The 23,524-nt window shown below is 58.1% G+C and carries 24 protein-coding genes; 18 read left to right on the top strand and 6 right to left on the bottom strand.

Annotation, left to right across the window (positions count from 1 at the left end):
- Positions 1-100 precede the first annotated feature (100 nt).
- On the top strand, positions 101-463 hold the full coding sequence (locus IU367_RS14790; RefSeq protein WP_274452290.1) for an Arm DNA-binding domain-containing protein: 363 nt from the start codon (positions 101-103) through the stop codon (positions 461-463).
- Between the two features lie 156 nt (positions 464-619).
- Positions 620-1,770, top strand: a protein-coding gene (locus IU367_RS14795; RefSeq protein WP_274452291.1) for an IS3 family transposase whose coding sequence is annotated in 2 segments (ribosomal slippage) — positions 620-848 and positions 848-1,770 — 1,152 coding nt in all. Because the reading frame shifts where the segments join, the coding sequence is not laid out codon by codon here.
- A 416-nt stretch (positions 1,771-2,186) separates the two neighbouring features.
- On the opposite strand, the gene dsdC is transcribed toward IU367_RS14795, so the two are convergent.
- A complete protein-coding gene (gene dsdC, locus IU367_RS14800; protein ID WP_274452293.1) occupies positions 2,187-3,131 on the bottom strand; it encodes a DNA-binding transcriptional regulator DsdC in 945 nt (314 codons plus the stop codon).
- A 226-nt stretch (positions 3,132-3,357) separates the two neighbouring features.
- Between dsdC and dsdX the strand changes: the two genes are divergently transcribed.
- From dsdX to IU367_RS14815, 3 genes are all read left to right on the top strand, one after another.
- On the top strand, positions 3,358-4,695 hold the full coding sequence (gene dsdX / locus IU367_RS14805) for a D-serine transporter DsdX (RefSeq protein WP_274452294.1): 1,338 nt from the start codon (positions 3,358-3,360) through the stop codon (positions 4,693-4,695).
- A 17-nt stretch (positions 4,696-4,712) separates the two neighbouring features.
- Positions 4,713-6,044, top strand: a complete 1,332-nt coding sequence (locus IU367_RS14810) for a D-serine ammonia-lyase (protein ID WP_274452295.1) — start codon at positions 4,713-4,715, stop codon at positions 6,042-6,044.
- A 340-nt stretch (positions 6,045-6,384) separates the two neighbouring features.
- Positions 6,385-6,561 (top strand): hypothetical protein, encoded by a 177-nt coding sequence (locus IU367_RS14815; protein ID WP_005328937.1) that lies wholly within the window; start codon positions 6,385-6,387, stop codon positions 6,559-6,561.
- An 86-nt stretch (positions 6,562-6,647) separates the two neighbouring features.
- Here the strand turns inward: IU367_RS14815 and icd are convergent, their stop codons facing one another.
- Positions 6,648-7,901, bottom strand: a complete 1,254-nt coding sequence (gene icd / locus IU367_RS14820) for an NADP-dependent isocitrate dehydrogenase (protein WP_005312750.1) — start codon at positions 7,899-7,901, stop codon at positions 6,648-6,650.
- A gap of 201 nt (positions 7,902-8,102) precedes the next feature.
- Positions 8,103-8,978, bottom strand: coding sequence for a helix-turn-helix transcriptional regulator (locus IU367_RS14825; protein WP_043134753.1), 876 nt, complete (start codon positions 8,976-8,978; stop codon positions 8,103-8,105).
- A 132-nt stretch (positions 8,979-9,110) separates the two neighbouring features.
- Here IU367_RS14825 and manA point away from each other — a divergent pair, with 132 nt between their 5' ends.
- Positions 9,111-10,322 carry a mannose-6-phosphate isomerase, class I gene (gene manA, locus IU367_RS14830; RefSeq protein WP_274452296.1) on the top strand — a complete coding sequence of 404 codons (1,212 nt, stop codon included), beginning with the start codon at positions 9,111-9,113 and terminating at the stop codon, positions 10,320-10,322.
- 223 nt (positions 10,323-10,545) lie between these two features.
- Here manA and IU367_RS14835 read toward each other — a convergent pair whose 3' ends face one another.
- The gene (locus tag IU367_RS14835; protein ID WP_167336119.1) at positions 10,546-10,701 is read right to left on the bottom strand and encodes a hypothetical protein; all 156 of its coding nucleotides are present in this window, start codon (positions 10,699-10,701) and stop codon (positions 10,546-10,548) included.
- A gap of 692 nt (positions 10,702-11,393) precedes the next feature.
- Here IU367_RS14835 and IU367_RS14840 point away from each other — a divergent pair.
- The 5 genes from IU367_RS14840 (at position 11,394) to IU367_RS14860 (ending at position 14,979) form a co-directional block, all read left to right on the top strand.
- Positions 11,394-13,301, top strand: coding sequence for a PTS fructose transporter subunit EIIC (locus tag IU367_RS14840; protein WP_274452297.1), 1,908 nt, complete (start codon positions 11,394-11,396; stop codon positions 13,299-13,301).
- A 222-nt stretch (positions 13,302-13,523) separates the two neighbouring features.
- Positions 13,524-13,811: a hypothetical protein gene (locus IU367_RS14845; protein ID WP_274452298.1), complete on the top strand. Its 288-nt coding sequence runs from the start codon at positions 13,524-13,526 to the stop codon at positions 13,809-13,811.
- Between the two features lie 40 nt (positions 13,812-13,851).
- Positions 13,852-14,142, top strand: a complete 291-nt coding sequence (locus IU367_RS14850) for a hypothetical protein (RefSeq protein ID WP_274452299.1) — start codon at positions 13,852-13,854, stop codon at positions 14,140-14,142.
- A gap of 98 nt (positions 14,143-14,240) precedes the next feature.
- On the top strand, positions 14,241-14,633 hold the full coding sequence (locus IU367_RS14855; RefSeq protein WP_274452300.1) for a hypothetical protein: 393 nt from the start codon (positions 14,241-14,243) through the stop codon (positions 14,631-14,633).
- A 118-nt stretch (positions 14,634-14,751) separates the two neighbouring features.
- Entirely contained in the window at positions 14,752-14,979 is a 228-nt protein-coding gene (locus IU367_RS14860; RefSeq protein WP_274452301.1) for a hypothetical protein, read from the top strand.
- 27 nt (positions 14,980-15,006) lie between these two features.
- Here the strand turns inward: IU367_RS14860 and IU367_RS14865 are convergent, their stop codons facing one another.
- Both IU367_RS14865 and malX read right to left on the bottom strand, forming a co-directional pair.
- Positions 15,007-16,209, bottom strand: a complete 1,203-nt coding sequence (locus IU367_RS14865; protein ID WP_274452302.1) for a MalY/PatB family protein — start codon at positions 16,207-16,209, stop codon at positions 15,007-15,009.
- 82 nt (positions 16,210-16,291) lie between these two features.
- Positions 16,292-17,878 carry a maltose/glucose-specific PTS transporter subunit IIBC gene (gene malX, locus IU367_RS14870; protein WP_274452303.1) on the bottom strand — a complete coding sequence of 529 codons (1,587 nt, stop codon included), beginning with the start codon at positions 17,876-17,878 and terminating at the stop codon, positions 16,292-16,294.
- A gap of 316 nt (positions 17,879-18,194) precedes the next feature.
- On the opposite strand from malX, the gene IU367_RS14875 reads away from it, so the two are divergent.
- The 7 genes from IU367_RS14875 to IU367_RS14900 all read left to right on the top strand — a co-directional run bounded on the left by IU367_RS14875 (position 18,195) and on the right by IU367_RS14900 (position 23,355).
- A complete protein-coding gene (locus IU367_RS14875) occupies positions 18,195-19,232 on the top strand; it encodes a Mal regulon transcriptional regulator MalI (RefSeq protein ID WP_274454388.1) in 1,038 nt (345 codons plus the stop codon).
- A gap of 349 nt (positions 19,233-19,581) precedes the next feature.
- On the top strand, positions 19,582-20,493 hold the full coding sequence (locus tag IU367_RS14880; RefSeq protein ID WP_274452304.1) for a BRCT domain-containing protein: 912 nt from the start codon (positions 19,582-19,584) through the stop codon (positions 20,491-20,493).
- A 366-nt stretch (positions 20,494-20,859) separates the two neighbouring features.
- Entirely contained in the window at positions 20,860-21,123 is a 264-nt protein-coding gene (locus tag IU367_RS14885) for a hypothetical protein (RefSeq protein WP_274452305.1), read from the top strand.
- A gap of 409 nt (positions 21,124-21,532) precedes the next feature.
- A complete protein-coding gene (locus tag IU367_RS14890) occupies positions 21,533-21,823 on the top strand; it encodes a hypothetical protein (RefSeq protein ID WP_274452306.1) in 291 nt (96 codons plus the stop codon).
- Positions 21,824-21,826: 3 nt separating this feature from the next.
- Entirely contained in the window at positions 21,827-22,078 is a 252-nt protein-coding gene (locus tag IU367_RS22090; protein ID WP_420796483.1) for a GNAT family N-acetyltransferase, read from the top strand.
- A 199-nt stretch (positions 22,079-22,277) separates the two neighbouring features.
- Positions 22,278-22,808 carry a GNAT family N-acetyltransferase gene (locus tag IU367_RS14895; RefSeq protein WP_274452307.1) on the top strand — a complete coding sequence of 177 codons (531 nt, stop codon included), beginning with the start codon at positions 22,278-22,280 and terminating at the stop codon, positions 22,806-22,808.
- 31 nt (positions 22,809-22,839) lie between these two features.
- A complete protein-coding gene (locus tag IU367_RS14900) occupies positions 22,840-23,355 on the top strand; it encodes a P-loop NTPase family protein (protein WP_274452308.1) in 516 nt (171 codons plus the stop codon).
- Positions 23,356-23,524: the final 169 nt, after the last annotated feature.

The raw sequence follows: 23,524 nt of genomic DNA on the forward strand, positions 1-23,524 counted from the left end.
TCCGACAAAGTCGAAGTGGTCGCCTAAAACCAGCTTCACGAGTACTATAATTAGTACCACAAGGTTAGTGGTACTCAATTCGATGGTACTAAGGAGCGTTATGGTCACGGTGGAGAAAAAGAGGCGCGAAACAGGTAACTGCAGATTAACCGACCCAAAAGTTAAAAACGCCAAGCCATCCGAAGACGCTAAGACGAAAGGCCAGATGACCACCTTGCGCGATGGTGATGGGTTAGAACTGAGGATCAGTGCGGCGGGTTCAAAGCTCTGGGCCTTCAAGTACTCAAAGCCTTCTGACAATAAGCGCACAAACATGAGCTTTGGCACTTACCCAGAGGTATCCCTTGGCCAAGCCCGTGAACTACTGCGAAAGGCTCGCGCCCTGCTGGCCCAAGGCATTGATCCCAAGCCCAAACAATGTTCCGGCCGGGAACGAAGAAGTACAGAAACCCGCAGAGCGTAAGGCTTTGCGGGTTTTTTTGTTGTCCGTAAAAGTCCGAGGGAGTCGCCAGAAGCCAGCTCATTTAGTACCATTACTAGTACCACAAGGGCTGTGTGAATCGCCCCCAGTTCCCTAGACACCTCACAGCCTTAAAATGAGGCAACTATTGGAGGTGTTATGACTCGTCAGCGTTATCCAGAAACATTCAAGATCGAAGCGGTTAAACAAATCACCGAGCGCGGACGGCCGGTGGCTGACGTTGCACGAGCCCTTGGGGTGTCCAGCCACAGTCTGTATGCCTGGCTCAAGCAGTACGGCAAGCCTGCTGACCAGCAGCTCGAAGAGTCTGCCTTGCAAGCCGAGATCCGCCGTCTGAAAGCCGAACTGCGCCAAGTCACCGATGAGCGCAACATTTTAAAGGAGGCCGCCACGTACTTTGCCAGCGAGTCAAGGAAAGGTACGCGTTCATAACCTCCCGACTCGACCGGTACAGTGTCGCTACCCTGTGCCAGACCCTGGGGGTTCACCGAAGTGGCTTCTACGCGTGGCTGAAACAGCCTACATCGCCACGACAGCACGAGGACGAGCGACTAACGGGGTTGGTCAAGCAATCCTGGCTGGAAAGTGGTGCTGTCTATGGTTATCGCAAGATCCATCGTGACCTTCATGACTTGGGGGAAGTCTGTGGCAAGCACCGTGTGGCCAAATTAATGAGGCGAGAAGGACTGCGTTCGCAAACCGGCTATCAGCGTCGTAAGGGGCATTATTGGGGTAAGAGCCCGCAGGCTGCTCCGAACATGCTGGCTCGTCAGTTTAAGACCCCAGCCCCCAATATCTCCTGGGTGACCGACATTACCTACATCCGTACTCAAGAAGGGTGGCTGTATCTGGCTGTAGTGCTAGATCTGTTTTCTCGCCAGATCGTCGGCTGGGCAATGAAGCCACGCATGACGGCAGACTTGGCGGTTGACGCGTTATTGATGGCGGTTTGGCGGCGCAAGCCAAAGCAGCCGGTACTGGTGCATTCGGATCAGGGCAGTCAGTTTACCGGTGGTGAATGGCAGGACTTTCTGAAGGCCCACAACCTGAGTTGCAGTATGAGCCGACGTGGTAACTGTCACGACAACGCTGTCGCCGAGAGCTTCTTTCAGTTACTCAAACGGGAGCGGATCAAGCACAGGATTTACCTGACAAGAGACGAAGCCCGCAGCGACGTATTTGATTATATCGAGATGTTTTACAACCCAATCAGGCGCCATGGTTCCAATGATGGGCTGTCGCCGGTAGAGTTTGAAAAGCAGTTCAATGTTCAACAACAGAGTGTCTAGAAAACCCGGGGCGATTCAATCCCCTCCACAGCCAATTAACCACATACAGGCTATTCCAGCCCAGATAGCACTCTTTAACTGCAGAAGTTCTGGCGTTAGGCATACGGTTAGGCATATTTAAATTTTCTGAATTGGTAATTTTTCTTTTAAATCAAAAAACTACCATATAAATTCAACATCCCCCCAGCTGGAAAGGGCCACTTCGCAAGAAGTGGCCTTTTTTATTTATGTCCGGTTTCCATCCTATGTCGAACGATTGAGCCTTTACTGGCAGTGTATTCGGCTAACTCGCTGGGATGTCAGACGAATTCCCCGCTCTTCGGCGTCTCTCCTGCCGTCTGCACCGCTTTTTGCCGGGTGTTCACCCTCCATCCTTCACCCCAGACGGGGAATAACACGGCGCTTGGCCCTGCCGCTTATTGTGTCTCCTCTGCCTGGGCGCAGACCCAGTCGACAAAGGCCTGGATCTTGGGGCACTGGCGGTTGGGCAAGGTCGCTATGTAGTAACGCTGCTCGCAGCGCACCTCCATGCCAGGGAAGGGGGCAACCAGTTCATGTCTGGCCAGCCGCTTGCTCACCAGGTTCTTGCGGCCCATGGCGACCCCGGCGTGGTTCATGGCGGCGATAATGGCGAGATCGGAACGATCGAACCCCATGTTCGACTGACAGGCGTCGAGGGAGATGCCGCACTGGCGGGCCCAGCTGCTCCACTCGTCGCTGTCTGAATCATGGCCCCAGGCCTGCCTGTCGTGCAGCAGGCGACAGTGAGACAAGTGGTCCGGATTGTCCCGTAGCCCATGCTGCTCGGCATATTCGGGGCTGCACACCGGCACCATGTACTCATCCATCAGCGGGTGGATGGCGAGCCGCTCCGGGGTCTTGTCATCGAAATAGATAGTCAGGTCTATGCCATAGCCGTGCAGATTGATGTTCTCGTTGCCTGTCATGACGTTGAGATCGATCTGGGGATGCAGGCGAGAAAAATCCGCGAGTCTGGGCACCAACCAGCACTGGGCTATGGAGGGGCGGGAGTAGACGGTCAGGGAACCGGACAGTTCCTGATGCCTGATCTCCAGGATCTCCTGATTGATGAACTCGAGCGAGGACTTGAGCGCCCAGAAGACTCTTTGCCCCTCTGCGGTCAGCATCACCTTGCGGTGAAAGCGCTGAAACAGCTTGAAACCGAGCTCATCTTCCAGCGCACTGATCCTGTGGCTCACCGCACTCGGGCTGAGTGCCAGCTCATCCGCCGCCAGGGCAAAGGAGCTGTGGCGGGCCGCCGCCTCGAAGGTATGCAGCTTGGATAGCTGATAACCGTTCAGCAGCTTGTTTCTCGATACGTAGTTGTCTTCGGTATACATCTGGCACGCCTCTTCGCCCCCAAAAAACGCACAGATGATAGCCAGAAATCCCATCTTTGGATGCAGCCAAACAACCCAAACCACATCAAATCCGATAAATGTGATGGATGTGGCACATTTGCATCAATCTGGCTCATCCAAAACGCCATTTTCATCATTTGTCAGCCGCCCGTCATTTTCATTCAATAGACGCCTAATCATCACTCATGACACATAGAGGCGCAGTATGAATTCTGAAGTGTGGGTCGTCGGTACCTTGCTGACTAGCATCATTCTGATTGTCTTCACCATAGTGAAGGGCAAGGTGCATCCTTTCCTGGCTTTGCTGCTGGCGAGCTTCTATGTGGGCACCATGATGGGGATGAACCCGGTCAAGATGGTCAATGCCATGGAGGAAGGCATAGGCGGCACCCTGGGCTTTCTTGCCGCCGTCATCGGCCTTGGCACCATACTCGGCAAGATGATGGAAGTATCCGGCGCGGCAGAGCGCATCGGTCTCGCCCTGCAGAAATGCCGCTGGCTCTCGCCCCAGGTCATCATGGTGCTGGTCGGTCTGGTGTGCGGCATCACGTTGTTTGTCGAAGTGGGAGTCGTACTGCTCATTCCGCTGGCCTTCTCCATCGCCCGCAAGACCAGGACCTCGCTGCTGACCCTGGCCATCCCGCTCTGCACCGCCCTGATGGCCGTGCACTGCATAGTGCCGCCCCACCCGGCCGCGCTCTACGTCACCAATCAGCTGGGTGCCGACATAGGTTCCGTCATCGTCTACGGTCTCGCAGTCGGACTGTTTGCCTCCCTGGTGGGCGGCCCGCTGTTTCTTAAGCTGCTCGGTAAACGGGTACCGTTCAAGGAGGTGCCCGCCGCCTTTGCGAATATAGAGGCGCGCGACGAGGCAAGCCTCCCGACCTTGAGCGCTTCGCTGTTCACCGTGCTGCTGCCCATACTGCTGATGCTGGCCAAGACGGTGGCCGAGCTCAACATGGATCACGCCAGCGGTCTCTATACCCTGCTGGAATTTATCGGCAACCCCATCACCGCCATGTTTATCGCCGCCTTCACCGCCTACTACGTGCTGGGGATCCGTCAGCACATGAAGATGGAAGGGCTGCTGAACCAGACCGAGCAGTGCTTCTCCTCCATCGCCAATATCCTGCTGATCATAGGGGCAGGCGGCGCCTTCAACGGCGTGCTCAAGGCGAGCGGCCTGGGGGACAGCCTGGCGACCATTCTCTCCCAGCTGGACATGCATCCCATACTGCTGGCCTGGCTGGTGGCCATAGTGCTGCACGCCGCCGTCGGCTCGGCCACCGTCGCCATGATGGGTGCCACAGCCATCGTCTCCCCCATCATGGTGCACTACCCGAACATCAGCCCCGAGATCATGACGCTCGCCATCGGATCCGGCGCCATCGGCTGCACCATGGTGACCGACTCCCTGTTCTGGCTGGTCAAGCAGTATTGCGGCGCCACCCTGAACGAAACGCTCAAGTACTACACTACCGCCACCTTTGTCGCCTCCCTGATGGCGCTGGCCGGTACTTTCCTGCTCTCCTATATCGTGTAACAAGACCGAGACATCCCATGAAAAATATCGACGTCCAACAACTCATTACCCAATTCCCGCTGGTGCAATCCCTGATCGCACTCGAGCCCGTGACCTGGTTCAACCCCAAGGCCAGCACGCTGGCGGTTGGCCTGCCCCATGTGGGGCTGGATGGCAGCGATGTGGCGGATGCCTCCGCCCGACTTGCCCGCTTCGCCCCCTACATGTGCGAAGCCTTCCCCGAGACCCGTGCCAGCCAGGGCATTCTGGAGTCCGAGATAGCGGCCATCCCGGCCATGCAGGCAACGCTCAATGCGCGCTACGGCGTCGAGGTAACCGGCAAGTTGCTGCTGAAAAAAGACAGCCATCTGCCCATCTCCGGCTCCATCAAGGCGCGCGGCGGCATCTACGAGGTGCTGACTCATGCCGAACAGCTGGCGATCAAGGCAGGGTTGCTCCGCGAGGAAGATGACTATCGCAAGCTGTTCACGGACGAGTTTCGCCAGTTCTTCGGCCAGTACAGCATTGCCGTGGGCTCCACCGGCAACCTCGGCATGTCCATCGGCATCATGAGCGCCAAGCTCGGTTTCACCGTCACAGTCCACATGTCCGCCGATGCGCGGGAGTGGAAGAAGCGCAAATTGCGTGAACACGGGGTCATAGTCGTGGAATACGCCGAAGATTACGGGGTAGCGGTGGAGCAGGGTCGCAAGGAGGCCGAACGCGACCCCAGCTGCTTCTTCATCGACGACGAGAACTCCCGCACCCTGTTCCTCGGCTACTCGGTAGCGGGCGAGCGGGTGAAAAAGCAGTTCGATGATATGGGCATCAAGGTGGATGCCGAGCACCCGCTGTTCGTCTATCTGCCTTGCGGTGTGGGCGGCGGCCCCGGCGGCGTGGCCTTTGGCCTGAAACTCGCGTTCGGGGATAACGTCCACTGCCTGTTTGCCGAACCCACCCACTCCCCCTGCATGCTGCTGGGGGTCCACACCGGCCTGCACGACGGGATAGCGGTGCAGGATCTGGGGATAGACAACCTCACCGCCGCCGACGGTCTGGCGGTGGGGCGCGCCTCCGGTTTCGTCGGCCGCGCCATGGAGCGACTGCTCGATGGCTTCTTCACCCTGAGCGATCAGGAGATGTATGACCTGCTGGGGCTGCTGGCACGGGATGAGCAGATCAAACTCGAACCCTCGGCGCTGGCCGGCATGCCGGGTCCGTGGCGCGTGGCGGCTGATCGCGAGTGGCAGACGGAGCGCGGCTTCGATGCCGCTACCCTGGCCCGGGCGACCCATCTGGTATGGGCCACCGGCGGCGGCATGGTGCCCGCCGAGGAGATGGAAAAATACCTGGCCACCGCCAACATTTGATCTTTTTTCACCCAACAAACCCGCCACCCTGGCGGGTTTTTCTCTTCATGGATCAGCAAGATGGCACACCCTTTGCCCTGAGCATGAGCACCTCACCTCTCCTCCTTCGGCCGCCAATCCCCCCAAGTTGGTTATTTTGTGATAGGATAGGGACCGTTTTTTGACATCTGCGCCCCGTTAGCGCCGTTATCCGGCGAGATCGCTACCCAATCCGGCGATAACAACGAACAGAGGTGCGCAGGAAAACAGTGACCTGGTTGAGTCAGGTCTGGCAGGGGTCGAGAGGCTTGTCTGCCAAACGGGCAACCACCAAGGGCACCTTAGATAAGGAGATCGGGCAATGAAACAATATCAAAGCTGGCTGGGACAATATCTGATGAGTCGCCGCGATGGAGATCACGCCATGGCATCCGAGCTCGCCAACTCCATCTGCGAGTTCTGGCAGACGCAGGGCGATGAAGCCGAAAGCAGCAAGTGGCAACAGCTCTATCAACAGCACGTGGAAAAGACCACCTGATCACAGGTGCACCTTCAGGCCAGCGGCCTGTCACCCATAAAAAAACCGGCGCTCATGGCGCCGGTTTTGCATTTCAGTCTCACCGCTTACATCTGATCGACCATGTCCTGGGCGAACTGGGAGCAGGAGCGCAGGGTGGCACCTTCCATCAGTCGCTCGAAGTCATAAGTCACGGTCTTGTTGGCGATGGCCGCTTCCATGCCCTTGATGATGAGATCGGCCGCTTCGACCCAGCCCATGTGGCGCAGCATCATCTCGGCGGAGAGGATCAGCGAACCCGGGTTGACCTTGTCCTGACCGGCGTACTTGGGCGCGGTGCCGTGAGTCGCCTCGAACAGGGCCACACCGTCACCTATGTTGGCGCCAGGGGCGATACCGATGCCGCCAACCTGGGCGGCCAGGGCGTCGGAGATGTAGTCACCGTTGAGGTTCATACAGGCGATGACGTCGTACTCGGCCGGACGCAGCAGTATCTGTTGCAGGAAGGCGTCGGCGATGACGTCCTTGACCACGATAGTCTTGCCGGTTTTCGGGTTCTTGAAGGAGCACCAGGGGCCGCCGTCGATGAGCTGGGCATCGTACTCTTTCTGGGCCAGGGCATAGCCCCAATCCTTGAAGGCACCTTCGGTGAACTTCATGATGTTGCCCTTGTGCACCAGGGTCACGGAGTCGCGATCGTTGTCGATGGCGTACTCGATGGCCGCACGCACCAGACGCTCGGTACCGGCCTTGGACATGGGCTTGATGCCGATGCCGCAGGACTCGGGGAAGCGAATTTTCTTCACGCCCATCTCGTTTTGCAGGAAGGCGATGACCTTCTTGGCTTCGTCGCTGTCCGCCTTCCACTCGATACCGGCGTAGATGTCTTCGGCGTTCTCGCGGAAGATCACCATGTCGGTCAGGTCAGGACGCTTGACCGGGCTCGGGGTGCCTTCGTAGTAACGGACCGGGCGCAGGCAGATGTAGAGATCCAGCTCCTGACGCAGGGCCACGTTGAGGGAGCGAATACCGCCACCGACCGGGGTGGTTAGCGGGCCCTTGATGGCCACGCAGTATTCACGAATGAAATCCAGGGTTTCGGCCGGCAGCCAGGCACCTTCGCCATAGATATGAGTCGACTTCTCGCCGGTATAGATCTCCATCCAGGCGATCTTGCGCTCGCCTTTGTAGGCTTTCTCGACCGCGGCATTGACCACATTCAACATGGCCGGGGTCACGTCCACACCTATGCCATCCCCTTCAATAAACGGAATGATCGGATGGTTGGGAACCTGCAGCTTGCCGTTGGCATCGACTGTGATTTTCTGGCCCTGGGTCGGGATAACTACTTTGCTTTCCATCGGCATCTCCTAACTTCCGTTTGTTATCAATCTGTAAGTTGCGCGCGGCCATCTTAGCCCATTCGTTTTCATAATCAAATGGCGAGCACGCATGTCAGACCATAGTCGAGTACTGGATCACAATGCGTCCAGCCTGCCCACCCCGGATCCACAGCGGCCCCGCCAACACCTGACTCACGCAGGTTCCAGCGGCATCCCTGCTTATCCCACCAGCCCCTCGCCCTGCCCCTGAGGCTGGCTCAGGGAGCGGTACTGGGAAGGGGTCAGCCCGGTCTTTTGCTTGAACACCCGGCAAAAATAGTTCACATCGCCGTAACCGCAGCGGCTCGCCACCTCTTCCAGCCGAAACCGGTACTTTTTCAGCATGAACTTGGCCCTGTCGATCCGCACCCAGCTGATGTAATCGGCCAGGCGCATGTGGCCCTGCTCGCGAAACAGGTGGGAGAGATGGCTGGCCGAGACGTTGAAGCGGTGGGCGATGGAGTCGCGGGTGATGGGGCGGTGAAAGTTCTCCTGAATATAGATGCAGATCCCGTGAAACAGGTCAGCCCCTCTTGGCCGCTCGGCGGCGGACTCCGCCAGCAGCTGGCGGGCACTGGTGAGCAGCGCCTGCAACAAGTGGTTGTCGGTGGGGGAGCGGCCGGGATCCTCGGTCAGCACGTTGAGCGCCGCCAATATGTGTTCGATCACATGGCCGGCCCGCGCCATTATGCTGTGCTTTTGCACGTCGAAAAAATCGGGGTCTTCCCGCCGCTTGCTCACCAGGCTGAACCCCAGCTGGCGCTTGCCAAACAGCAGGCTCAGCACAGAGCAGTCCGTGGTCCACAGCGGCTTGTTCCAACCATTGGGAGGAATGTAGAGCGCCTGCCCCGGCAGCACGCTTATCTCCTTGCAGCCCTGCTCCTTGTCCCAGATCTGGTTGAGGTATTCACCGCTGAACACCAGTTCGAGGCGGGGAAAGTTGACCTGATAGCTGAAACCGGGCGGCACCCCCTGATCCTGGGCAAACCAGATCTGCTCGAAGGGGGCCTGCTCATGAAGGGCGCCATCGAGCAGTTGGCTGAAGATAAGTGACATGCTGATCCTGATCAAATAGAGAGAGGCAAGCGGTTGCGGCGGCAAAGGCCGCCCATGTTATAGTCCGGTCCGCAGCAGCAATGCCACCCTTTTCTTCACCCGACTTTCTTCACACTAAATGAGGCGTCCCTTATGAGCAGTCGCGATCTGTCCTCCTTTCTGCCCTCTTTTTTGTTAATGCAAAATCCGATTCAAGGTTACGACTGGGGCAGCCATGACGCCCTCACCACCCTGTTTGGCATCCCAAATCCGGCGGGCAAACCCCAGGCCGAGCTGTGGATGGGCGCCCACCCCAATGGCTGCTCCGAAGTGAGCCTGGCGGGCAGTGGCCAGAAGCTCTCGGCGGTGATCGACGCGGCCCCGGCCGCCGCGCTGGGTGAGGCTACCGTCACCCGTTTCGGCAGCCTGCCGTTCCTGTTCAAGGTGCTGTGCGCCGAGAAGGCCCTCTCCATCCAGGTACACCCGAGCAAGGCCCAGGCCGAAGCTGGCTTTGCCAAAGAAGAAGCCGCCGGCATCCCCATCAAGGCAGCCAATCGCAACTACAAAGACCCCAATCACAAGCCGGAGCTGGTGTTTGCCCTCACCCCCTATCAGGCGATGAACGGCTTTCGCGCCATTCCCGCCATACTGGCGCTGTTCGAGCGGGTCAAGCTGGCGGCCATCGCCGATCTGGTCGCGGCCCTTGCCGCCAACCAGAACGAAGCGGGCCTGCAGCACTTCTTCCATCAGCTGCTGATTTTACAAGGTGCGTGCAAGGAAGACGCCCTGGCGGGCCTGCTGGCCTATGCCGCCGCGCACCAGGATGAGGAGACCTTTGCGCTGATCACCAGCCTGGCCGCCCAGTACCCTGGGGATGTGGGACTCTTCTCGCCGCTGCTCTTGAACGTGGTGACCCTGCAGCCGGGTCAGGCCATGTTCCTCGATGCCTGCACCCCCCACGCCTATGTGCGCGGCACCGGCCTCGAGGTCATGGCCAACTCGGACAACGTGCTGCGCGCGGGTCTCACCCCCAAATACATAGACGTGGCCGAGCTGCTGGACTGCACCCGCTGCCTGCCCAAGCCGGATGACCAGATCCTGCTGGCCCCCCGCTGTGACGGTGCGGTGCAGCACTTCGACGTGCCGGTGCCGGATTTCACCTTCAGCGTCTACCCGGCGGGTGAGCACCAGCTCACCACCGCCAGCGCCGAGATCCTGTTTGCCATCGATGGCACTGTGACGCTCAAGCAGGGCGACGAGACGCTGCGCCTCGAGAAGGGCCAGTCCGCCTTTGTCCCTGCCGCCACCGGCCACTACCAGCTGCTGGCCGAAGGCCGGGTCGCCCGCGCCGGCAACCGCTGCTAAGGCGTGACTCCGACACGGGTTCAATGAGCGGATAAACCAACAAGGGCCATCACTGATGGCCCTTGTTGTTCCCTGGCTGCGCCTTCGTTCGTCAGTCTGCGCCGCATGACGCCTTCAAGGGCGCCATCGCCCGGCCAATAAAAATCCCCACCTCCCTTGCGGGCCGTGGGGGTTTTTATTATCTGCTTGACCGATGGCCATCACGATAGTGGCCGTCGGCGGGCTAGTGTTCTGCCGCTTCCGGCTGGGGCGCTTCTGAACGCTCCCGTTCCCGTTGCAGTTCATCGACCCTGGCTTGCCATTTGTCGTGGGCCTGTTTCTGGCCTTGTGACTCAAACTCCTGGCGCATGGTGTCGATCTCTTGGTCAAGTTTTTCCATCAGGATGTCTCCTTACATCATAGGGTTACACACTGGCTGACGGCACTGTTGGCCAACCTGCTCCCTGATTGGACACCGATCCCGCCTGGATTGTCCAACTAAATAAACGATTGATTATGCAAAAGCTAATCTAAAAAACAGCTAAAAGCCTCTTATGAAACCATACAAAATCATCCTAACCCGGCGTAATGGAATCATAAATTTCCTTTTGTTATCAGTAAATTGAAATCAACCACATCAGCTTTCTCACCGCCATCATCGAGGGCAGCAGGTTATGCACATTTTTTCACGCGGCTCGACCAGGCCGGCCTCTCTCCCCTTGCTGATGTGCACTTTGGCTCCAGGACCGCACTTTTGCCAAGCGGCTCACATTTCAAGAGGTGACAAGGGCGCACAAATCTCCATCCATGCTTGCCGGTTTAGGGGGATCCTGCCCCGCCATCTCTTTATTCTCATTTGGCTGACAAACCCAAGCATCTGTTTTTAAACGGCTTTAATAAAAAATTAGCCAAGGAGATGGCATCAACAAAAATGCGAACCGGCTCACAGGGTGAGGGGACTGACACAAAAATCCAGTAAAGGGCACATATATCCGATTTCGGTGACATGGCTTGGGAGAAACAATAGGCAGGTCAATCGTTTGCTCCATTCGTTACTCATATCACCAGGGCTCGCAGAGCCAGGAGACACCTATGCTCACCACCTTGATAGATGAAGGACTGATCTGCCTCGACATAGCGGCCAACGACAAGCAGGGACTGTTTGTCGAACTGGCCGCCCGGCTCAACGCCTGCGGCAAGATAGGCAATCAGGATCAGTTCGTGCGCGACCTCTGGGCACGGGAAAACCTCGACAACACGGGTTTTGAACAGGGGGTTGCCCTGCCTCACGCCAAAAGCGAAGCCGTGCTGCAGCCCGCCATCGTCATCGGCATCAGCCGGCAGGGGATCGACTACGGCGCCGAAGATGGACTGCCCTCCAAACTGTTCTTCATGATTGCCTCCCCTGCGGGCGGCGCCAATCACCATATCGAGGTGCTGGCCGAACTCTCCACCAAGCTGCTGGAACCCGGATTTATCCCCCGGATGCAGGCGGCCACCAACAAGGCCGAGGTGCTCAAGCTGCTGGCAGCCACTGCGCCTGTCGGCCTAGCCGACAAGCCGCCGGTACGCGCCGAGGCAGCAGCTCAACCGAAAGCCAGTGCACCTGAACCCCAGGATCGCAGCATCAAGGCCCAGCTCAATACCCTCAAGCAGCACCTGCTGTTTGGCACCTCCCACATGATCCCCTTCATAGTGGCAGGGGGCGTCTTGCTGTCGCTCTCCGTGATGATGAGCGGCAAGGGCGCCGTGCCCGAGGCGGGCGTGCTCAAGGACATGGCCGACATGGGGATAGCGGGGCTCACCCTGTTTACCGCCGTACTCGGCGGCTACATCGCCTACTCAATGGCGGACAAACCGGGGCTGGCGCCCGGCATGATCGGCTCCTGGATAGCGGTGCAGCAGTTCCACACAGGTTTTCTCGGCGCCATCCTGGTGGGCTTTATCGCCGGGCTTATCGTTAACCAGCTCAAGCGAATAAAACTACCGGACTCCATGAGTTCGCTGGGCTCCATCTTCATCTATCCGCTGATCGGCACCTTCCTGGTATGCGGCATCGTCATGTGGGTCATAGGTGCGCCCATCGCCGCCATGATGGAGGGGATGAACCACTGGCTCTCCAGCATGGCGGGCTCCGGCAAGGTGATGCTGGGCGCCATCCTGGGCGGCATGACCGCCTTTGACATGGGCGGCCCGGTCAACAAGGTGGCGACCCTGTTCGCCCAGACCCAGGTCAACACCCAGCCCTGGCTGATGGGCGGCGTCGGCATCGCCATCTGCGTGCCACCGCTCGGCATGGCGCTGGCAACTCTGCTCTCGCCCAAGCGCTACAAGAAAGAGGAACGTGAAGCGGGCAAGGCGGCCGCCATCATGGGCATGATCGGCATCAGCGAGGGGGCCATTCCGTTTGCCGCCGCCGACCCAGTGCGCGTCATTCCGGCAATCGTCGCAGGCGGCATCGTCGGCAACATCACCGGCTTCATGATGCACAGCATCAACCACGCCCCCTGGGGCGGCTGGATCGTGCTGCCGGTAGTGGAAGGCAAGATGGGCTATATCCTCGGCACCCTCCTTGGCGCCCTCACCACGGCCCTTATCGTCAACCTGCTGAAAAAGCCGGTGACCGAAGATGAGACAGTGACGGCCGACGATAGCGGCTATCAGATCATCGAAGCGGAAGGGGAAGCGGACGTGCTCGCCATCACCGCCTGCCCGTCCGGCGTGGCCCACACCTTCCTCGCCGCCAAGAGCCTGCAAAAGGCAGCCGCCAAGGCCGGGATCAAGCTGAAAGTGGAGACACAAGGCGCCAACGGCATCATCAACCGCATCAGCGCCAAGGACGTGGCCAACGCCCGCTGCGTCATCCTGGCCCACGATGTGGCCATCAAGAACCGGGAGCGCTTCGCCAATATCGAGGTCATCGATGTGAAGACCAGGGAGGCCATCCACAACCCGGAAGGGCTGCTGGCCCGCACCCAGCCGGGCAGCAAGGTGGCCTGACGAGGGCGCTTTATCTGATGTGCAACAGGAGGGGCCCAAGGCCCCTTCGTTTATTTCCATCCATAGATTCTCAATGCCAGGCAGGAGCCAAGCACCAACCCACTAGCCGTTACCCGGACGGGGATAGCGCCCCCAGCCTGCGACCCGATAGGATAGACGCCATAATGCACCTTCGCACACCCCACGGCCCTGCGGCCCCTCACGGACGGAGCCTTTAAGCTCATGGAATTGACTGACGTACTGCTCACCCTGGCGGGTCTGGTGACCGCCGGCATCATTCTCAAGAACCGCTCTGTCACTCAGCCCGACTGGGACAAGCTGCCCACCCTGCCCGAGTACCTCAGCCTGCATCCCGAGTGCACCACCGAGGATGACGAGAATGCCAGCTGCTGTGCCTGCGGCTCCCACAAGGTGCTGTTCAGCCCGCTGACTGGCGTCGGTGATTACCGCCTGCGTCACACCTGCCTGGCCTGCGGCAAGGTACTGTTTCGCAGTCGCGCCATTCTCTGATCCAGGCCCCTTATCGGCTTTCTCACCAAGGAGTCACATCATGGACCTCTTATGGCTGTTTGGCCTGCTTGCCCTTGCGGCCAGCCTCTATGCCATGCGTTTCTGGGACAGGCGCCACGCCCACCCCGACTGGCTGCGCCTGCCCACCCGCGCCGAGTACCTGAGCGCCCATCCCGAGTGTGCCACCGGGGATACGCTCAACGCCCGCTGCTGCGCCTGCGGCTCTGACAAGGTGCTGAGTCATCCCCAAGCCGGCTGGTTTGATCACCGCTTTCGCCATACCTGCCTCACCTGCGGCAAGGTGTTGTTTCGCACCGAAGAACCACGTTGAATAGCCTAGGGCTTTCGGTCTCTCTTCATCCAGATGGCAGAAACTAAAACTCATGAGGAGATAAACACCACCACGTACTTGAGACAAGGAATCGTCACATGGAGATGGATTTAACCGCGTTGAAACGGAAGTGGCTTAAGAAGCATCTGCAAGAGCTGCGGGCAGCAAAAGATGAGGATGAAGAGAAAGTAGGCATGCCGGGGTTTGTCGGCATTATGTGCGCTCTGCTCCCCTTGCTGACAGCAGCGGTCTATTTGGTTGGGATGCGTTATTACCACGGCTACCTTCACCACTTCGGACTTGGATATACAGAGTTCTCTCAACCTGCGGATGTCACTCTTTTCCACGGATTTTTTCTGCTGTTCCAACTGTTCTTACCTTACATATTCCCTCTGGTCATGACAGTGGGAGTGCTCTTTGCCACGCTCTCATACCTGTTTTTCAAGGTGAAATGGCGATTGACTCTCTCATGGTGGGCGAATAGCTCATAACTACCCTGCTCCATTTACGTTTAGTTGTTTGATTTGGTTAAAAAATACCTATTTTAAGTTTGCACTTTTCATGCTTCCTATTCTGTTAGTCATCTGGGCATCTGAATACACTAGACCAATGGGGGAAAAGGAGGCTAACCGTCAGACCTTCCAACTCGAACAAGGCAAGTGGCCGCTTACCGAGGCCCATAGTCAGTCTCCCCTGATGGGGGATGAGCCTCATATTCGCATCGCCTGCAACGCTTCCCACTGCGCTTATCGCCTCAAGGGGGGCGATACCCTGATCCTGCGCTTCGATCAGATAGAGCAGACCCGTTACAAGCCTGAAAAGGCGGCCTCGAAATAACAACCGCCGCCCGAGGGCGGCGGCGTTCTATCTGGCCAGCAGCTCCTGCAGCGCACCTATCAGGGCATCGAGGCCTTTATCTACCTTAGATCGCGGGCAGCCGACATTGAGGCGAAGATAGCCTTTGCCTTCGGGGCCATAGGTGTCGCCGCGCATGATGGCGACCCGGTATTTCTCCACCAGCAAGGCTTGCAGCGCATCCATTCGTTCGGTGGTGTCGATGCCAAGGCCGCTTAAGTCAATCCAGGCGAGATAGGTCCCCTCGGGCACCCGATAGTCGATGGCGGGGAAGGCGCCATTGAGCCGCGCCGCCACCTGGGCGAGGTTGCCGTGCAGATAAGCTTTCAGGGCGTCGAGCCAGGCGCCGCCGTCCCGATAGGCGCTGATATGGGCCAGCACCCCGAGAATGGGTGGCGATGACAGGCCATGGGCCGCCTTGAGCCGCCGCAGATAGGCGGCCCGCGCATCCGCGTTGGCGATAAAGGCGTAGGCGCCGCCAAGGGCCGGGATATTGAAGGATTTCGAGCCCGAGCTGACCAGTGCCCAGCCATCATCCACCGCCACCTCACTCCAGGGCAGGTAGGGGGAAAAGCTTATATCCATATGGATGTCGTCCGAGATGACCCTGACCCCGTGGCGTTGGCAGATGGCGGCCATCCGGCTCAATTCATCCCGCGTCCAGACCCGGCCTGTGGGGTTGTGGGGGCTGCACAGCAGCAGGATGCGGCAATCGGGGCGGGCGGCCTGCCGCTCGAAGCAAGCCCAGTCGATCTGGTAACTCCCCTGCGCCTTTATTAGCGGGCATGGCAACAGCACCCTACCATTGGCAGCCAGCATATTGCCGAAGGCGTCGTAGGCCGGGGTATGCACCAGCACGCCTTCCCCCGGCGCCGACCAAAGGCTCACCAGTTGGGCGATCACATAGATGACAGAGGGGCCGTAGACCAGAGTCTCGGGGTCGAGCTTGGCCCCGTAGCGGCGGGCAAACCAGTCGCTGACCGCCCCCTTGAAGTCGCCGTGATTCCAGCGGCTGTAGCCAAAGACCCCGTGCTCGAGGCGTGTTGCCAGGGTCTGGCGAATGCAGGGGGCTGTCTCGAAATCCATGTCGGAGATGGTAAAGGGGAGCAGGTCGGCGTGGCCGAAGCGGTCGGCCACATAGTCCCACTGGGTACAGTAGGTGCCGTGGCGATCGACCAGGCGGTCAAAATCAAACAGTTCTGTGTTGGACATCTCTTTTTCTCTCGCCAGCAAAAGCATGAATGAACAAGGGGGCATGGCGCCCCCGTAGGATCAAGGCAACAGGCGGGCCGGATCAGGCCCCCATCAGGCTCTGCAGCTGGTTTTTCACCAGATGCACCTGAGGGCCTATCACCACCTGCAGGTTGTGCTCGTCGAGCTTGATCACCCCGATGGCGCCATTCGCCTTCAATACCTTGTCATCGACCCGGCTCATGTCCTGCACCGACATCCGCAGGCGGGTGATGCAGTTATCCAGCGCCAGTATGTTATCGGCACCGCCCAAGGCGTTGAGGATGATTTCACCGTTGTAACCGCTGTTGCCCGCCTTCTTGCCGGCCGGTTGGGCGGTCTCGCCGGTTTCGCTCTCCCGGCTCTCTTTTTCACGACCAGGGGTTTTCAGGTTGAAGCGCACTATGGCGAAGCGGAACACCCCGTAATAGATGGCAAACCAGATGGCCGCCGCCACCGGCACCAGATACCACTTGGTGGCGGTGCCTTGCAGCACGCCGAACACCAGAAAATCGATGAGGTTGCCGTCTGTGTTGCCTATGGTAACGCCGAGCAGCCCCATGGTCATGAAGCCCAGACCGGTCAGGATGGCGTGGATGACATAGAGCACGGGTGCCACGAACAGGAACAGAAACTCCAGCGGCTCAGTGATGCCGCCGATGATGCAGGCCACCACGCCGGAGACCAGCAGCGCTTTGATCTTGCCGCGATTTTCCGGACGGGCACAGTGATACATGGCGAGCGCCGCCCCCGGCAGGCCGCCGAGGAAGGCGGGCATCTTGCCCTGAGAGAGGAAGGAGGTGGCCGACACCGAGAACTGGGTAGTGTCGGCGCAGGATAGCTCGGCGTAGAAGATATTGAGGGCGCCACTTACCTCGTTGCCGCACACAAGCGACGTGCCGCCCGCTTCGGTGAAGCGGATGAGCGCCACCAGAATGTGGTGCAGGCCGAGCGGCAGCAGCAGCCGCTCGCCGGTACCGAACAGGAAGGGGCCGAAGGGACCGGCGTGGGAGATAAGCGTCCCTATGCCGTTGATGCCGGCCGCAAACCAGGGCCAAACCAGGGGCACCACCAGACCGACCACTCCCAGCACCAGCGCCGTGATGATGGGTACGAAGCGGGCACCGCCGAAGAAGGCCAGCGCATCCGGCATCCGGTAGGTGTAAAAACGGGCGTGCAGTTTGGCGACTATCACCCCGACTATGATGGCCCCCAGAATGCCGGTGTCGATGGAGCTGATGCCGAGGATGGATTTCACCCCGTAGGCCTTCTCCTGCGCCCCGTCACCGATGACATGAGCCACTGTGAGGTAGAAGTTGATGGAGAGGTTGAGCGCCGCATAGCCGACGAAACCGGCAAAGGCGGCCACCCCCTTCTCTTCACGGGCCAGTCCCAGCGGAATGGCGACAGCAAACATCACCGGCAGGTAGATAAAGGCCACCAGCCCCACCTTGGTCATCCAGAGGAACAGCAGTTGCAGCACCATGTTGTCGAGGAAGGGCATGCTCTGCTTGACCGCATCGCTGGTGAGCGAACTGCCGACACCGAGCAGGATACCGGAGAAAGCCAGCAGGGCGACCGGCAGCATAAAGGTCTTGCCGAGGCTCTGCAGAAACTCCCATATGGTGGATTTGGCGGGGGACTTGGCCATGTGTCTGATCCTTGTGAAGTGAAGGTCACGTCTCGATGCCGATCTCCCGCACTGCGCTCGGCGAGGGCAAACAGCGGAGAGAGCCTGCATCAGGTTTTGCGGATGATAAAACGTTTTATCAACTCACAAGTGCCGACAGGATCACAGAATGGCTGGCCCGAGTGGCGAGAGGATCAAAATCTGTGAGCCAGATCGGCGCAGCCGTGATGTAACGTTTCACTTGGGTATACGAGGGGGTATGCTGTGGTTCTCCGGTCTCTTTGCCCATGGCTGCAGCACTCGCCCTATGTCGTCACAACCCATGCCGTCCAAACCTATGTCGCCCAAACCGCTTGTACCGAAAAACGCCAAGATCACCGATGTCGCCCAGCTGGCGGGGGTCTCGGTCACTACCGTCTCCATGGTATTGCGCGGCAAGGGACGCATCTCGCCGGCGACTGCCGAGCGGGTGCAGCAGGCGATCAAACAGCTCGATTACGTGCCCAACAGCGCCGCCGCCAACCTGCGCAGCCAGCAGTCCAACCTGGTGGGCCTGATCCTGCGCGACATCACGGATCCCTTCTATACCGAGGTCACGGCAGGGGTGAGCGAGGTGCTGGAGCAGCAGGGCTATCTGCTGTTTCTGACCCAGTGCGGCCACAGCCCGGAGCGGTTGCAGCAGAGCATACAGTCGCTGTCGCGCCAGGGGGTGGCAGGCATCATCTTCAATCCGGTGCGCGGCGCGGCGGCCAAAACCCTGGAGACCCTGCTGGGCTCACAGCTGCCGGTGGTGTGCGCCGCCCGCTCCTACTACCGCGATGACGTGGACTTTATCGGCCCCGACAACACCCATGCCGCCCAGCAGGCCACCACCTATCTCATCGAGCAGGGCCACCGCCATATCGCCTACGTCGGCGGGCGGGCCGATTCCCTCACCCGCGCCGAGCGCATCGGCGGCTACTGCGCCAGCCTGCTGCAATACGGCCTCCCCTTCAAACCCGAGTGGGTGCTCGAGTGCGAACGCACCCAGCGCAGCGCAGCCGACACCATAGCCCAGCTGCTGCACCAGCATCCCAAGGTGACCGCCGTGCTCTGCCACTACCCCGAGGTTGCACTCGGCGGCATTTACGGGGTGGAGGCGAGCGGGCGCGCCGTGGGCAAGGACAACTACATAGGCCAGCAGGTCGCCCTGCTCGGCTTTGACGATGTGGCGGAAGCCGAGCTCACCTCCCCCGCCCTCACCTTCGTCAGCTCACCAGCCCGCGAAATTGGCCGCCAGGCCGCCCAGCGGCTGCTGACCCGGATGCAGCAACCGGAACTTGCCCCCCATCGCCATATCATCACCCCCAATCTGCAAAAACGAGAGTCGGCCTGAGGCAGGCGACGCCCCGGCCGTTTAGCCGCCCCTCTGATGCCATTTATCATGGCCACCCTGTCCCCCTTGGTAGCGTGTTTTCTCCTCCCCCTCGTTCGCCGTCATGCCCACTTCGGGTGAGCGGCATCATCTTCCACAATCCGGCGGCACGCCTCCTCTTCCAGCCCGCTGCGGGCGGCGGGCCGGATCCCTCGACCGCGCTCACATCTCCCGTCTATGCCTTTCGAGTTTTCTGGCCTGATTGAACCCCGCATCGCTATGATGGCGCCATGAGGAATGCAGGTGACCACAGGGTCACCGCTGGCGAGAACATATGCCCCTCTCTTCGTCACCAGCCAGGGATCATGCAATGAGTGGATTGGATCGTCACGGCCAGCCATTGGCCAATTACAACGCGGCACGTAACCGCGACAAGCAGCTAAACAATCTGATGGGTATTTTGGATGGTATCGTGGCCGACAGCGCCATCGATGAGCAGGAGATGCTCTATCTGGACATCTGGCTGAGAGAGAGCGCCAGCCTCAACGGCTGGATCTTTCGTGAACTGCGGGAGATGGTGGCCGATGTCCTGCAAGACGGGCAACTGTGTGAAGCAGAGAAGCTGCACCTGATGAGCGCCCTTCCCCGCCTGATGGAGTCTTATCGCCATCTGCCGGGCGTCGACTTTTATTCGGAAGAGTCAGACAAGCTGTTGCTGGAAGGACTCTGCAAGGGGCTGATGGGGGACCAACATCTCTCCGACAGCGAGATCCGCTACCTGAACTGGTGGATGAAACAGAACAGCATGCTGCGGGCCCACTACCCCGGCAAACAGCTCTATCAGACAGTGGAGCAGATCCTCAAAGACGGGATCATCACGGATGAGGAACGGGACGAGTTGCAACAGCAGTTGCTGCTGTTTGTCGGCAACCCCTTCGAACTGGGGGCCGTGGATGGCATGGCGACCAGATTGGCTATGGGTGATGCCGATATTGACACCCTGCATGGCTGCGCCATCTGCTTCACCGGCATGTTTCTGTCCGGCACCCGTCGCCAATGCGAGGAGACAGCTCAACAACTGGGCGCAACAGCGCAGAGTTCGGTCACCCAGAAACTGGACTATCTCATCATCGGCGAGCTGAGCTCACGGGACTGGCGCTTCTCCTCATACGGCAGAAAAATCGAAAAAGCCATGCTGTTGCAGGAGAAGGGACATGCGGTACAGATTGTCACCGAGGAGGCCTGGCTAGCCTATGCCAAAGCCAGGCGCGAGCCGGCTTGAACGCATTGCGACCCCACAGGAGCAGGGGCCTCTGGCCCCTGCCGTCGCCAGTAAGCACGACGAAATCTGCAAGAATAAGCGCATTCCCAGCCAAGTCGTTGGCCCTATCCAGGCTCACATGACCTGTTTTTATGAACGCAGCTAGTGCGCTGACTCCACTGCGCCTCTCCATGACCCGGCCCAACATATCGGCTTTGACACGCTCCCCCACCGCAGCCCCATCAAAGCAGGGCTTAGCCTAGATTGGCAGGTAAAGGTGATCCCGATCCCGATTGGCAAACTCCCTCTGGCGAGGGGGTTGAGAGCCAAGTGGGGAGGAATATGATGGGCGCCCCACTATCTTCACAAGCCTGCACGAGCGTCATCATGACCAGCCAGCACGACCAGAACCCGCCAAGTGAAATCCATCGCTGTGACAAATGCCGGGAGCGCACCCGCCATATAGTGGTACTGGTAGCCCGCGATCACAGCCAGGACATCATGCCCAAAGAGCCGCGCAAGGCCTTCTGGCAAGCCTTTCGCGCCAGCATCCTCACCAACTGGGCATTTGGTGAAACGCTGGCTTACCAGACCACCCATGTAAAGCACCTGATCTGCGAGCGCTGCGGGGAGAAGTTTCTCGAGTATTGAGCCACGTCTCAAGCACAGGATCATCAAACGGTTGGCTAGTCTGCGGCAACTAGATCCAGTCCAGCGCAAGCCAATCACACCCCGCGAACAAGCAATTTGTTGATCCCGAGCCGGTTTTTATCGGCTCCCTGTGTTAACCCCATATTTCCTTGGTTAAGATGTTTCACTTGGCTACCAACACTATGGTGGCGTCGTATTCATGACACAGGTCTATCACGCCATTTCAGGCCAATCACAGGTGAAAAACAGCAGGCTGGAGGCTGAAATTCAGTGCGGCAGCCTTGCCTGATAACAAGGTGAAAAGTCTTGAACATGTCTTCGCGAAAGTCCGATTACGCTGTGCTAATCGAATCTACAGTTCTAATCGGATCGACATTTAACCGAGTGTTATACGTAACTAGGTGAACATATGGAAATAGTAGAAGCAAAATTATCAGATTTAGATCTTTTCTTTGAGTATTTAGGTGTTCAACTTCTAGAAAACGCATCCGACAACTCACCACTATTTCAACCAATTCCAAAGGATCACTGCAAAGTATCAGAACAACTTAGGGCCAAGTTTCGAGATGGTTTTGGCGTTAGTATCGGTAAGCCAAGTTGGAGGAAACTTTGGTTAGCTAAAGACTCAAGCAGCCATATTCTTGGGCATATAGATTTGCGCCATTACAGTGGAGAATATAATTTTCATCGTGTTTTGTAAGGCATGGGTGTAAAAAACAATGCCAGAAAGCAAGGTTTAGGCGTCAAGCTATTAGAATCAACATTCCGATTTTGCCAAGAGACTGACAGTATTGACTGGTTAGATTTAAACGTCCTTTCAAACAACATTCCCGCAAAGAGCTTATATTTGAGGTGTGGTTTCAAAATCATAGGTGAAACATCTGATTTTTATCGTATTGACGGAGAGTCAGTATCAGAAACTACGATGACTCTCTGCACAAAAAATCATGTATAAGGAATAGTTTTAGAGATGCTCTCCAGGCCTTGTATGTCCAGGTTCGTAGGTTCAAATAGCGAAGCGTATTCGGACATTCGCGTCATCACCTCGACCCTCCGGCCTCCACACTTTCGGTGACCAAATAAGCGGTTCAATTCACTTCGTTCATTGCACCCTACGGCACTTGATACGCACATCAGAGATTAACAAGAAAATTATGTTCCAGCTTGAAACCACACGCCTTATCCTACGCGATATGCAACCATCTGATGAACCGGCTTTTGTCGCCATCTCGCAAGAGAGCAAGTATCAGCGGTTTTACAGCGAGTCAGATTGCGACCCGGATAAATATCGACAGCTCACCAGGCTGTTTATCGAGCAAGCGAGCGAACATCCTCGCACAGCCTATCAATTGGCCATCGAGTACAAGGCAACAGGGGAATTTATTGGCACAGTCTGCCTGCGTCTTGAGCCGGATAATCAGGCGTCGATGGGATGTGGTATGGCCCGAAAGTATCAGGGGCATGGACTCATACATGAAGCCGTATACGCCTTGATGAACTTTGGTTTCCATAAATTGCGAGTACACCGGATCTATGCAGAAACCATCAGCCAGAATCGCGCTGCGATTCGGTTATGCAACGCTTTAGGCATGAAGCAAGAAGGGCTCTTTCGCGAACACCGTTTCTTCAAAGAGCAGTGGTGGGATACCGTGGTATTGGCCGCCCTCCAGAACGAGTGGCACTGATGTCACGCCGACCAAGCGAGGATTCTCGCGGATGAAGCGAATACTGATTATTGACAATTCAGGCTCGGGCAAGAGCTGGTTGGCAGCACAGCTGGCTGAGCGGTTAAATATCCGCGAGGTCAATCTGGACACCATTGTCTGGCAGCCGGGCGGCTTTAACCAAAAACAGCCCCAGCATGAGATTGACCTTGCCATTGAGGCTCTTGCTCAAGAGCCCTCATGGGTGGTCGAAGGGGTATTTGGTGCCTTGGCCGAGCAACTGCTTGATGCCGCCGATACCTTGCTATTTCTGGATCTCGACTGGTCTGTATGCCGTGAGTCACTGATATCGCGCGGCTCGGAAAGCGCCAAGCAACGGGATGCAATGGCAGCCGAAGATAACTTTCACAAACTGCTGGTGTGGGCATCGGAATATGGGCAGCGAGTCAGCAAAAGCTCCCGCCAATTCCATCGCGAGCTGTTTGAACGATGCCAAAGTGATAAGCGCCGTTTCACGACTCGCGCAGAGGTAAATAGCTATCTCACTCAACTGACCGCTCATAGCTAACGGGGTAGAGGATGACGCAACACGAGCAGGTAAAAATGGAAGCCCGTAGGTTCGAATAGCGGAGCGTATTCGGACGTTCGCGTTATCACCTCATCTTTTCAGCCACTCCCTCTCTTGCCACCACACTACCGGCCAAACAGGCGGTGCAATTCACTCCGTTCATTGCACC

Origin of the sequence: Aeromonas bestiarum (assembly GCF_028751155.1) — a bacterium.
In the GTDB taxonomy this organism is placed as follows: Bacteria; Pseudomonadota; Gammaproteobacteria; order Enterobacterales; family Aeromonadaceae; genus Aeromonas; species Aeromonas bestiarum.